The organism is Tenacibaculum todarodis, from assembly GCF_001889045.1.
Classification (GTDB): domain Bacteria; phylum Bacteroidota; class Bacteroidia; order Flavobacteriales; family Flavobacteriaceae; genus Polaribacter; species Polaribacter todarodis.
This window is the reverse complement of record NZ_CP018155.1, coordinates 2,292,201-2,303,995: the sequence shown is the minus strand read 5'-3', so window position 1 is coordinate 2,303,995 and position 11,795 is coordinate 2,292,201. Positions and strand designations below refer to the sequence as shown.

The window sequence follows — 11,795 nt, the reverse complement described above, 5'->3', positions numbered from 1 at the left end:
ATGACAAAGAAAACAACAACGGATACAACAAGCTTTAAAAAATACATAAAATGGTTTTGGATGCTTGTTTTAGGCGGATTCCTTTTTATATGCTTCTTGTTTTTATTAGCTTCTTGGGGTGTTTTTGGTGAATTACCAAGTTTTGAAGAATTAGAAAACCCGAAAAGTGATTTAGCTACGGAAGTAATTTCTGCAGATGGAAAAACATTAGGAAAGTACTATGTAAAAGCAAATAGAACACCAATTTTATACAAAGATTTACCGCAAAACTTAGTAGACGCTTTAGTTGCTACAGAAGATGAACGTTTTTATGAACATTCTGGTATCGATTTTAGAGGTTTAGCAAGAGCCGTTGCTAAATTAGGTGCTGGTGGAGGTGCAAGTACAATTACTCAACAATTAGCTAAAAACTTATTCACTGGAAGAGCTTCTAGCAATATCTTTATAAGAATTTCTCAAAAGATGAAAGAATGGGTTGTAGCTACAAAATTAGAGCGTCAATATACCAAGCAAGAAATTATTGCCATGTATTTAAACACACAAGGTTTCTTATTTAATGCAACTGGTATTCGTTCTGCATCTCGTATTTATTTTGGTAAAGAACCTAAAGAATTAGACTTACAAGAATCGGCAATTTTAGTTGCCATGTTAAAAAATCCAAGACAATTTAATCCACACAGAGAACGCTCTAAAAAGAAATCGTTAAGTCGTAGAAATGTGGTTTTTGGACAAATGGAAAAAAATGGATTATTATCTGAACAAGAAAAAGACTCGTTGCAAAAACTACCATTAAAAATAAATTTTACTCCAGAAAGTCATAGTGACGGATCTGCTACTTATTTTAGAGAACACCTAAGAGATTTTCTTAAAAAATGGGCAAAAGATAATCCAAAAGCAGATGGCTCAAATTATAATATTTATAAAGATGGTTTAAAGGTCTTTGTTACTATTGATTCTAGAATGCAAAAATATGCTGAAGAAGCGGTGGCAGAACACATGACTAATCTTCAAGATCACTTTTTTAAAGAACAAAAGAGAAATAAAACAGCGCCTTTTTACGATATTGAAAAATCGGATATAACAAAAATTTTAAACAGAGAAAAAAAGAATTCAGATCGTTATAAGCGTATGAAAGCGCAAGGAAAATCTTCAAAAGATATAGAAAAAGCGTTTACTACAAAAACAGATATGCGTGTTTTTTCTCATAAAGGAGATATAGACACAATAATGTCACCTTACGATTCTATTAAATATTACAAACACTTTTTACGTTCTGGTTTGGTTTCAATAGAACCACAAACAGGTCATATAAAAGCTTGGGTTGGCGGTATCAATAACAAGTATTTTAAATATGATGCTGTAGCACAACAAAAAAGACAAGTTGGTTCTACATTTAAACCCTTTGTGTATGCAACAGCAATTAATCAGTTAAACATGTCTCCTTGTGATCAATTTCCAAATACATTATACACAATTCCAAAAGGAAAATACGGAATTCCAGAAGATTGGACACCAGAAAACTCAAGTCCAAAATATGGAGAAATGTTAACTTTAAAACAAGGTTTAGCAGGTTCTGTAAATACAATGTCTGCAAGATTAATAGATAAAGTTTCTCCAATTAATGTAGCACGTTTAGCAGCATCTGCAGGTATAGAAACAGAAATACAAGCAAATCCCTCTATAGCTTTAGGAGCGGTAGAATTAGGTTTATTAGAAATGGTAAGTGCCTATTCAACCTTCGCAAATAAAGGTTTACGAGTTAGTCCAATGATGATTTCTAGGATTGAAGACAAAAATGGAACCGTTTTAATGGAATTTGTTCCAGAATCTAAAGAAGTTTTAAGTGAAGACTCTGCGTACACAATTTTAAATTTAATGGAAGGTGTAACACAATCGGGTTCTGGTGCAAGATTACGTTCTAATTGGACATCAGGAAAAGACGCAGTTACCGGATTTCCGTATAATTTTAAAAATGCAATAGCAGGTAAAACTGGTACCACGCAAAATCAATCTGATGGTTGGTTTATGGGAATTGTACCTAATTTAGCAACAGGTGTTTGGACTGGTGGAGATGATAGAGCAACTCATTTTGCCGGAATTACAAAAGGGCAAGGAGCAACAATGTCTTTACCAACTTGGGCACTATTTATGAAAAAATGTTATGCTGATAAAACATTAAAAATTAGCAAAAGCAATTTTTCTAAACCAGAAAATCTTTCAATAAATTTAGATTGTAGTAAAACAGCTAAAGACGAAAAAGATGGTGAAGAAAATAATGACCAAAAGAACGAAGAAGATACAGATTTTTAGTTTTTTCCGCTACGCGGGAATTTTAAATAACATAAATAACTAAGCAAATGATAAATAAAAAAGTAAGTAACGTGCAACAAGCCTTAACCGGTGTAAAAGACGGAATGACTTTTATGTTAGGTGGTTTTGGTCTTTGCGGAATACCAGAAAACGCAATTGCAGAATTAGTAAAATTAAATGTTAGAGATGTTACTTGTATTTCTAATAATGCTGGAGTAGATGATTTTGGTTTAGGCTTATTACTACAAGGAAAACAAATAAAAAAAATGATTTCTTCTTACGTAGGAGAAAATGATGAGTTTGAGCGTCAAATGTTATCGGGCGAGTTAGAAGTAGAATTAACACCCCAAGGAACTTTAGCTGAAAAATGTAGAGCCGCACAAGCTGGTTTTCCTGCATTTTATACTCCTGCAGGTTACGGAACAGAAGTAGCTGAAGGAAAAGAAACACGTGAGTTCGACGGAAAAATGTATGTTTTAGAACCCGCTTTTAAATCAGATTTTTCGTTTGTAAAAGCTTGGAAAGGCGACACGGCAGGAAACTTAATTTTTAAAGGAACTGCGCGAAATTTTAATCCAAATATGTGTGGAGCCTCTACAATTACAGTTGCAGAGGTTGAAGAATTAGTTCCAGCAGGAACTTTAGATCCAAATCAAATACATATTCCAGGAATATTTGTACAGCGTATTTTTCAAGGAGAAAAGTATGAAAAGAGAATAGAACAACGAACGGTTCGTACTAAAGATTAATTGATTTAGAGTCTGTCATTCCTGCGTAGGCAGGAATCTATACAGAAAAAGTAAAAATTCTTAGTACAAGTATCAAATCGCGCAAAGCAAATTGATACACTGTTAAATTATTTAAATTGATACATTAATAAAGATGGCTTTATCAAAACAAGAAATAGCGCAAAGAATTGCAAAAGAATTACAAGATAAATGGTATGTAAATTTAGGAATTGGAATACCAACATTGGTAGCAAATTATATTCCTGAAGGAATTGAAGTTGAATTTCAATCTGAAAACGGATTACTTGGAATGGGGCCTTTTCCTATTGAAGGAACTGAAGACGCCGATTTAATAAACGCAGGAAAACAAACGGTTACGGTTTTAGACGGTGGTTCAATTTTTGATTCTGCTACAAGTTTTTCTATGATTCGTGGTAAACACGTTCAATTAACGGTTTTAGGTGCCATGGAAGTTGCTCAAAACGGAGATATTGCCAACTGGAAAATACCCGGAAAAATGGTAAAAGGAATGGGTGGCGCAATGGATTTAGTTGCTTCTGCAGATAACATTATTGTTGCCATGATGCACACCAACAAACGTGGAGAATCTAAGATTTTAAAACAATGTTCTTTACCTCTAACGGGTGTTGGTTGTGTAACAAAAGTGGTCACTAATTTAGCAGTTTTAGAAGTAAAGAATGGTGCTTTTCACTTATTAGAAAGAGCTCCAGGAGTTTCTGTTCAAGAAATAGAAGCAGCAACAGAAGGAACTTTAATTGTAAACGGAGAAATTCCTGAAATGAGTATTTAAGATGAATTTTCTAAAAAAATATTACTTCCTAATTTACCCAATTGTATTTGTAACTCTCTTTTTTGGAATGAAGTTTTTAGGTTTAGAAAGTACAATTACAAGAGCAATTATTGCTGCAGGAATTGGTATAATTTTATCACCAAGAGTTAAAAAAATACAAACACAATCAGGAGAAAAGAAGCAATTAACGTGGCTTTTTTTAAAAGAACCAATCATTTTAAACTAAATGAAAATAATATCATACAACGTAAACGGAATTAGAGCTGCCTTAAAAAAAGGCTTTTTAGATTGGTTGCAAGCTGCAAATCCAGATATAATTTGTATTCAAGAAACTAAAGCACATAAAGAACAATTAGATTTAGAATTGTTTGAAAGCGCGGGTTATCCATATCATTATTGGTTCTCAGCAGAAAAAAAAGGCTATTCTTCAGTAGCTATTTTCTGTAAAGAAAAACCTAACCATATTGAATATGGAACAGGAATTGAGTCGATGGATTTTGAAGGAAGAAATCTTCGTGTAGATTTTGATGACGTGTCTGTTATGAGCTTATATCTTCCGTCAGGAACAAACGCCCAACGTTTGGATTTTAAGTTCAATTATATGGATGAATTTCAAGAATACATCAATAATTTGAAGAAAGAAATTCCGAATTTAGTTATCTGTGGAGATTACAATATTTGCCATGAAGCAATTGATATTCACAATCCAAAAATGAAAGGTGTTTCTGGTTTTTTACCAGAAGAAAGAACTTGGATTGGCGAGTTTATCAACAACGGATTTATAGACAGTTTCCGATTTAAAAACCCAGAAAGTCAAGAGTATTCTTGGTGGAGTTACAGAGCAAATTCTAGAGCAAATAATAAGGGTTGGCGTTTAGATTATGCAATGGTTTCAGAACCGTTACAAAACAACATTTCTAGAGCCTATATTTTACCAGAAGCAAAACATTCAGATCATTGTCCAATTGTCGTAGAACTCGATTTATAAAATGAAAAAACTACTTTTACTACTACTTATAATTTCTGCGCAAGCATTTTCTCAAGAACCAATAATTGATTCGGTTTTTGTGCAAAAAGACACCATTATTCAACTGAAAGATAATCTTCAAGTATTGGATACAATTCAGCCAATTCAAACAGAAATTGTAAAAGAATTTTATACAGATGACGATTTAAAACTAATTGATAGTTTATTGGTGGAGGCCAAGTTTAAATCGCCTTTATTTGATAGCAATCAATATGTAATAAATGATGCAGACATTATTGGAAATGTAGAAAGTATTGTTTCTTCAGATTTATTAAAAGCACGTTTAGCAGAGATAAATGCAACAACTCCTTTTCATTTAAATTACAACCCTTCGTTAGAAAAGGTAATCAATAATTACATAAAATACCGCAAAAAATATTATCCAGCGTTAATGGCAAGAGCCCAATATTATTTTCCAATGTTTGAGCAACATTTAGATCAATATGATATTCCTATTGAGATGAAATACTTGGCAATTGTAGAATCTACCTTAGATCCAAGAGCAAAGTCTAGAGTTGGTGCAACAGGTTTGTGGCAATTTATGTACGGAACAGGAAAACAGTTTAAATTGGCGGTAAACTCTTATGTAGATGAACGTCAAAGCCCTGTAAAAGCAACTATTGCAGCGTGTAAATATTTAAGCCAATTATATGATATTTTTGACGATTGGGATTTAGCGTTAGCAGCCTATAACTCTGGCCCAGGAAATGTATTAAAAGCCATAAAACGTTCCGGAGGATATAGAAATTATTGGAATATTCGTCCGTATTTACCAAGAGAAACAGCAGGTTATTTACCAGCATTCTATGCAACAATGTACATTTTTACGTATGCAGACGAATTAGGAATTTATCCAACAGCACCAGATATTTACAACTTTCAAACTGATACAATTCAAGTAAAAAGAACAGTTACTTTTGATCAAATTTCAGAAAAAACAGGTGTAGAAAATGAAGTGTTGTCTTTTTTAAATCCGCAATACAAAATGGATGTAATTCCGTTTGTAAAAAACAAGCCATTTTCAGTTCGTTTACCAAGAAACAAATTAGTAGATTTCTTAGACAAAGAACAAGAAATTTATGCCTTGGCAGCTTATGATGATAGCAAGCGAGAAAAACCATTACCTAAGTACTTAGAAATGGATAAACGCACAACTTACAGAGTAAAAAGCGGCGATTATTTAGGTAAAATTGCCAAAAAATTTGGTGTAGGAGTTAGTAAAATAAAACAATGGAATAATATGCGAAGCACAAAACTAAAGATTGGGCAACGTTTGTATATTTATCCCAAAAGAATGTAAAACGGAACAGTTTTTGATTTTAACCATCAAACTAAACGAAAAACTATCATGAAAAAATTAATATTATTATTTACAGTGATTTTTGCATTTTCATCTTGCGAGCAATCAAAAGAAGATATTATTTTTCCAACATCTACAGGAACTATTAATGAAATTTTAGTAGTAATAAAAGGAAACGATTGGGAAGGTAAAGTAGGAGACGAGTTAAGAACTGTATTTGGAGAACACCAAGTTGGTTTACCACAGCCAGAAACAATATTATCTGTAACACAAGTAGATCCAACTGGTTTTGCGAGTTTTATGAGAAACAGCAAATCTATCTTAGTTTTAGAAAAAGGAGCCAAAGAAAGCTTCTCTATTAAAGAAAATAAATACTCAAAACCACAAGTTGTTATGTTTATAACAGCTAAAGATGAAGCTGGTTTTATTAAAGTAATTCAACAAAAAAGCAAAGAAATTATAAAAACATTTCAAGCGTTAGACATTAAAAAAATGCAACGTCATTTTGCAAAAAATAAACTTGATGATTCAAAATATAAAACCACTAAAAATTTAGGGTTGTCATTAACAATTCCTAAAATATTTAAAACGGTAGATGACACAGGAGAATTTTTATGGTTACGCCAACATTTAAAAAGTGGAATTGCTCGAGGAGACGGAAGCAATAACATCTTAATTTATGCTTTACCTTTAGAAGATGAAGCTACAGTTGCCGAAAACATTACTAAAATGAGAGATGCAATTGGTGAAAAATACATTCCAGGAAGCGATGAAGGTATGTATATGATAACCGAACAAGCTTATGCACCATTTACTTTTGATGCAGAAATTGATGGTAAAAAAGCCTACGAAACTCGTGGAAAATGGGAAGTTAAAAACGATTTTATGGCTGGTCCATTCATCAACTACACAATTGTAGATAAAAAGAACAACAGACTTATTGTTTTTGAAGGATTTACCTATGCGCCGTCGGTAAACAAGCGCGATTTTATTTTTGAGCTAGAAGCAATCGGTAAATCGTTAAAAATTAAATAACTTTTTTTGGGTATTTCCCTGCGGGTCGTGCTATTCGCTATATCTTTTATGTGGTAACTTTTTTAAAAGTTACCACATAAAAGGATGCCGCTACTATCACTAATACGCTTACTTATAAAGTTTTAGCAAACCCGCTAATTTTACGATTTTTTACATTAAATACAGAATCTGTATATTTGAGTACTAACTAAAATTTTACAGTATTATGGAAATCAATTTTTATATTTTATAAAGAGTGTATTAATACGCTCTTTTATTATTTCCTTCATAAAAATTAATAAACGCTTCGTTTACTACTCTATTTCCACCATCAGTTGGATAATCTCCAGTAAAATACCAATCACCTAAATTATCTGGACAAGCTACATGTAAATTATCTACCGATTGATAAATAACTTCCACTTCAGCATTTATATCTTCCGTTTTTAACATTTGTGCTGTCTTGGCAGAAATTTGTTCCCTAGTAAAGGGTGCGTAAACTTCTTTTACAAAGTTTACAATTTCACTATCTGGTTTACCTCTTTGTGCAATTGCTTTTTTATAAACTTCTTCAACAATTCCATATTGATTAGTATCTTTTAACAATTCTAAAGCTGCTTTAAAAGCAATAAAATCACCAATTCTTGCCATATCAATTCCGTAACAATCTGGGTATCTAATTTGAGGAGCAGAAGAAACCACAACTATTTTCTTTGGTTTTAATCTGTCTAAAATTCTAATAATACTCTTTTTTAACGTAGTTCCACGAACAATACTATCATCGATAATTACTAAATTATCAGTAGGCTTTACAACACCGTATGTAATATCGTAAACATGTTCAACCAAATCATCTCTAGAGCTATCATCTGCAATAAAAGTTCTTAGTTTGGCATCTTTAATGGCAATTTTTTCAAAACGAGGTCTTTTAGATAAAATATCTACAACCTGTTCTTTTGTTAATTTACCGTTTCCTGCTAAAATACCCGCCGTTTTTTGCTGATTCAAAACATCTTCAGCAGCTTCCATCATTCCATAAAATGATGTTTCTGCCGTGTTAGGAATGTAGGTAAATACACTATTTTCTATATCGCTATTAATAGATTTTAGAATCTGTGGAAATACGTACTTCCCTAAGTTTTTTCTTTCTTCATAAATAGAAGCATCACTTCCTCTAGAAAAATAAATACGTTCAAAAGAACATGCTTTTCTTTCTCTTGGTTCTAAAACTTTTTTAATAGAAGTTATTCCATTTTTCTTAATAATTAAGGCATGCCCACGTTCTAATTCTTGAACCTTATCAATTTCTACATTAAAAACTGTTTGTATAACAGGTCTTTCAGACGCAACTACAACAACTTCTTCATCTTCATAAAAATAGGTTGGTCTAATTCCGTTTGGATCACGTAAAACAAAAGCATCTCCATGACCAACTAAACCTGCCATTGCATAACCACCATCCCAGTTTTTTGAAGATCTTTTTAATATTTTTTTAATACTTAAATTTTCTTCAATATAAGGTGATGCATTTTTTTTATTAAAACCTTTCTTTTTTGCTTGTTGGTAAAGTTTAGACACTTCATCTTCTAAGAAATGACCAATTTTTTCCATTACAGTTACTGTGTCTGTAAATTCTTTAGGGTGTTGTCCTAGTTCAACCAATTCTTCTAATAATTGATTAGAGTTGGTCATGTTAAAATTACCAGCAACTATTAAGTTTTTGTGTTTCCAGTTACTTTGACGTAAAAAAGGATGTACACTTTCTATAGAGTTTTTTCCGAAGGTACCATAACGAACGTGTCCTAAGAATAGGTTACCAATGTATGGCATGTTTTCCTCTTGCCAGGCAACATCGTCTTTTTTATCAGGATTTTGCTCTAAAACACCGTTTAAACGATCGTTAATTTGGGCAAAAATATCTTGTATTGGTTGTGTTTTATTAGAACGAACTCTACTAATATAACGAGTTCCAGGTTCTACATTAAATTTCACACTTGCAAAACCAGCTCCGTCTTGGCCACGGTTGTGTTGTTTTTCCATTAACAAATACATTTTATTAATTCCGTAGAAAGCAGAACCGTATTTGTCTTTGTAAAACTGTAATGGTTTTTTTAATCTAACTAATGCAATTCCGCATTCGTGTTTAATGGCGTCACTCATTATTGTGTTGTTTTTGTTGTGTTGTTGTATAAAAAAATCCGCGTGTTTAGACGCGGATTTTAATTTATGATAATTCTATATCAAATTGTGTTAATTCTTTAAACGCTTGCAAACGATTTTGAACTTCTTCTTTGGTTAGTTCTTCCATTCGATGTGTTCCAAATTTTTCTACACAAAAGGAAGCTAAATTTGAACCGTAAATAATGGCGTTTTTCATGTTTTCAAAAGAAACGTCTTCTGTTTTTGTTAAATAACCACAAAAACCACCAGCAAAAGTATCTCCTGCTCCTGTTGGATCAAAAACCTCAGCTAAAGGTAATGCAGGTGCAAAAAACATTTTTCCTTCGTTAAATAACAAAGCTCCGTGTTCTCCTTTTTTAATTACTACATATTTTGGTCCCATTGAATGAATTTTCTTAGCAGCATTTACTAAAGAATATTCTCCACTTAATTGGCGTGCTTCTTCATCATTAATTGTAATAACATCCACACGTTTTAAAACGGTGTGTAAATCTGCTAATGCAATATCCATCCAAAAGTTCATAGTATCTAAAACTACTAATTTTGGTCTTTCATTCATTTGGTCTAAAACAGACGCTTGCGTTAATGGATGTAAATTTCCTAACATTACAATGTCAGAATTTTTAAAATCTTCAGGAACTACTGGAGAAAAATGCTCTAATACATTTAATTCAGTAACTAAAGTATCACGAGAGTTCATATCATTATGATATTTACCACTCCAAAAGAATGTTTTTCCTTCTTTAATAACCTCTATACCTTCCGTATTAATTCCTTTGTTATTCATCATATCTAAATACGATTGTGGAAAATCTCCACCAACAACAGAAACAACACCAGTTTGTACACCAAACTGAGAAGCTGCCAACCCAACATAGGTTCCAGAACCTCCTAAAATTTTATCTGTTTTACCAAAAGGTGTTTCAATAGCGTCAAACGCAACAGTACCAACTGCTAATAATTTACTCATTTCTTAAATTTTATCAGTAATTTTGCACGGTAATTGTACAAAACAATTTGTAAAGTGCAAAAATAGTTTTAAAAAATGACTATCAAAGAAATACAAGAAGAAATTATTGATGAGTTTGACATGTTTGATGATTGGATGGAACGTTATCAATATATAATAGATTTAGGAAAAACATTACCCTTAATTGATGCAGCTTATAAAGTTGATGAAAATCTGATAAAAGGCTGTCAATCAAAAGTTTGGTTGTATTCAGATTTAAATGAAGAGACTTTAACTTTTACGGCAGATAGCGATGCAATTTTAACCAAAGGAATTGTAGCGTTGTTGTTACGTGTATATTCAAACCAAACTCCGCAGGCAATTTTAGCTGCTGAAACTAGTTTTATTGATGAAATAGGTTTAAAGGAACATTTAAGTCCAACAAGAGCAAATGGTTTGGTTTCTATGATTAAACAAATAAAAATGTATGCGATTGCTCAGCAAACTAAGCTTACAAAATAATAGTATAATGACAGATAAAGAATTAGAGGAAATAGGCGATAAAATTGTAAATGTTTTAAAAACTATTTACGATCCAGAAATACCAGTAGATATTTACGAATTAGGTTTAATCTACGATGTTTTTGTTTCTGAAGAAAACGACGCAAAAATATTAATGACACTTACGTCTCCAAATTGTCCTGTAGCTGAAAGTTTACCAGTTGATATTGAAGAGAAAGTAAAATCGTTAAAAGAAATTAACTCTTGTGAAGTAGAAATTACTTTTGATCCAACGTGGACACAAGAAATGATGAGCGAAGAAGCAAAGCTAGAGTTAGGAATGCTATAATTTAGTTATCAGTTATCAGTTATCAGTTATCAGTTGGATTGTGCAGCATTCAGTAGTAGTGCGCAAAACTTTATAACTTTTAACTTTAAGACTTTACAACTATAAAATAATGTCAGAAGAAATAATAAATAGAGTAGCCAACAGCAAACTAAAAACCTTTGACCTTGAGGAAATTTATCCTGAAGGAAAAAGAGTTGTTTTTGATATAAAAGACTGGTTGTTTGAAGAATTAATTCTGAAAGAAACAGATTTTAGAGCATCTGTTAAAAATCATGATTGGTCTCAATACAAGAGAAAATTTGTAGCTGTAACTTGTTCTGTAGATGCTATTATTCCGTCTTGGGCTTTTATGTTAGTGGCAGCAGAATTAACGCCGTTTGCAAATAAAGTTGTTATTGGGAATTTAGAATTACTAGAAACAGTTTTGTATCAAGAATTATTAGGCTTTGTAGATTTTAAAGATTTTGCAGATGCTCCAGTAATTATAAAAGGTTGTGCAGATAAGCCAATTCCGCCAAGTGCATTCGCTTTTTTAATAGAAAAACTACAACCAATAGCAAAATCAATAATGTTTGGTGAGGCTTGTTCGACGGTTCCATTATATAAACATAAAAAATAGTGAGAG

General features: G+C 32.1%; 12 protein-coding genes. 10 read left to right on the top strand and 2 right to left on the bottom strand.

Features of this window, described 5'->3' with window-relative positions:
- The 7 genes from LPB136_RS10540 (at nt 1) to LPB136_RS10510 (ending at nt 7,211) form a co-directional block, all read left to right on the top strand.
- Nucleotides 1-2,310: a transglycosylase domain-containing protein gene (locus tag LPB136_RS10540; RefSeq protein WP_072556290.1), complete on the top strand. Its 2,310-nt coding sequence runs from the start codon at nt 1-3 to the stop codon at nt 2,308-2,310.
- A gap of 47 nt (nt 2,311-2,357) precedes the next feature.
- On the top strand, nt 2,358-3,059 hold the full coding sequence (locus LPB136_RS10535) for a CoA transferase subunit A (protein WP_072556289.1): 702 nt from the start codon (nt 2,358-2,360) through the stop codon (nt 3,057-3,059).
- Nucleotides 3,060-3,192: 133 nt separating this feature from the next.
- Nucleotides 3,193-3,849, top strand: coding sequence for a 3-oxoacid CoA-transferase subunit B (locus LPB136_RS10530; protein WP_072556288.1), 657 nt, complete (start codon nt 3,193-3,195; stop codon nt 3,847-3,849).
- A 1-nt stretch (nt 3,850) separates the two neighbouring features.
- Nucleotides 3,851-4,075 carry a hypothetical protein gene (locus LPB136_RS14030; RefSeq protein ID WP_072556287.1) on the top strand — a complete coding sequence of 75 codons (225 nt, stop codon included), beginning with the start codon at nt 3,851-3,853 and terminating at the stop codon, nt 4,073-4,075.
- On the top strand, nt 4,076-4,837 hold the full coding sequence (locus LPB136_RS10520) for an exodeoxyribonuclease III (RefSeq protein WP_072556286.1): 762 nt from the start codon (nt 4,076-4,078) through the stop codon (nt 4,835-4,837).
- 1 nt (nt 4,838) lies between these two features.
- Nucleotides 4,839-6,176 carry a lytic transglycosylase domain-containing protein gene (locus tag LPB136_RS10515; RefSeq protein ID WP_072556285.1) on the top strand — a complete coding sequence of 446 codons (1,338 nt, stop codon included), beginning with the start codon at nt 4,839-4,841 and terminating at the stop codon, nt 6,174-6,176.
- A 48-nt stretch (nt 6,177-6,224) separates the two neighbouring features.
- Entirely contained in the window at nt 6,225-7,211 is a 987-nt protein-coding gene (locus LPB136_RS10510) for a DUF4837 family protein (protein WP_083426213.1), read from the top strand.
- Between the two features lie 240 nt (nt 7,212-7,451).
- Here the strand turns inward: LPB136_RS10510 and LPB136_RS10505 are convergent, their stop codons facing one another.
- Together LPB136_RS10505 and LPB136_RS10500 are read right to left on the bottom strand one after the other, a co-directional pair.
- Nucleotides 7,452-9,350, bottom strand: a complete 1,899-nt coding sequence (locus tag LPB136_RS10505) for an amidophosphoribosyltransferase (RefSeq protein ID WP_072556284.1) — start codon at nt 9,348-9,350, stop codon at nt 7,452-7,454.
- 64 nt (nt 9,351-9,414) lie between these two features.
- On the bottom strand, nt 9,415-10,341 hold the full coding sequence (locus LPB136_RS10500) for a PfkB family carbohydrate kinase (RefSeq protein ID WP_072556283.1): 927 nt from the start codon (nt 10,339-10,341) through the stop codon (nt 9,415-9,417).
- 75 nt (nt 10,342-10,416) lie between these two features.
- Here LPB136_RS10500 and LPB136_RS10495 point away from each other — a divergent pair, with 75 nt between their 5' ends.
- The 3 genes from LPB136_RS10495 (at nt 10,417) to LPB136_RS10485 (ending at nt 11,789) form a co-directional block, all read left to right on the top strand.
- Complete coding sequence (locus tag LPB136_RS10495) at nt 10,417-10,842, top strand: SufE family protein (RefSeq protein ID WP_072556282.1); 426 nt, start codon at nt 10,417-10,419, stop codon at nt 10,840-10,842.
- A 7-nt stretch (nt 10,843-10,849) separates the two neighbouring features.
- Nucleotides 10,850-11,170, top strand: a complete 321-nt coding sequence (locus LPB136_RS10490) for a DUF59 domain-containing protein (RefSeq protein WP_072556281.1) — start codon at nt 10,850-10,852, stop codon at nt 11,168-11,170.
- Between the two features lie 109 nt (nt 11,171-11,279).
- On the top strand, nt 11,280-11,789 hold the full coding sequence (locus LPB136_RS10485) for a DUF2480 family protein (protein ID WP_072556280.1): 510 nt from the start codon (nt 11,280-11,282) through the stop codon (nt 11,787-11,789).
- Nucleotides 11,790-11,795 lie beyond the last annotated feature (6 nt).

Coding starts and splice junctions, on each gene's coding strand:
- LPB136_RS10540 (WP_072556290.1), top strand. CDS start 1: ATGACAAAGAAAACAACAACGGATACAACAAGCTTTAAAAAATACATA.
- LPB136_RS10535 (WP_072556289.1), top strand. CDS start 2,358: ATGATAAATAAAAAAGTAAGTAACGTGCAACAAGCCTTAACCGGTGTA.
- LPB136_RS10530 (WP_072556288.1), top strand. CDS start 3,193: ATGGCTTTATCAAAACAAGAAATAGCGCAAAGAATTGCAAAAGAATTA.
- LPB136_RS14030 (WP_072556287.1), top strand. CDS start 3,851: ATGAATTTTCTAAAAAAATATTACTTCCTAATTTACCCAATTGTATTT.
- LPB136_RS10520 (WP_072556286.1), top strand. CDS start 4,076: ATGAAAATAATATCATACAACGTAAACGGAATTAGAGCTGCCTTAAAA.
- LPB136_RS10515 (WP_072556285.1), top strand. CDS start 4,839: ATGAAAAAACTACTTTTACTACTACTTATAATTTCTGCGCAAGCATTT.
- LPB136_RS10510 (WP_083426213.1), top strand. CDS start 6,225: ATGAAAAAATTAATATTATTATTTACAGTGATTTTTGCATTTTCATCT.
- LPB136_RS10505 (WP_072556284.1), bottom strand. CDS start 9,350: ATGAGTGACGCCATTAAACACGAATGCGGAATTGCATTAGTTAGATTA.
- LPB136_RS10500 (WP_072556283.1), bottom strand. CDS start 10,341: ATGAGTAAATTATTAGCAGTTGGTACTGTTGCGTTTGACGCTATTGAA.
- LPB136_RS10495 (WP_072556282.1), top strand. CDS start 10,417: ATGACTATCAAAGAAATACAAGAAGAAATTATTGATGAGTTTGACATG.
- LPB136_RS10490 (WP_072556281.1), top strand. CDS start 10,850: ATGACAGATAAAGAATTAGAGGAAATAGGCGATAAAATTGTAAATGTT.
- LPB136_RS10485 (WP_072556280.1), top strand. CDS start 11,280: ATGTCAGAAGAAATAATAAATAGAGTAGCCAACAGCAAACTAAAAACC.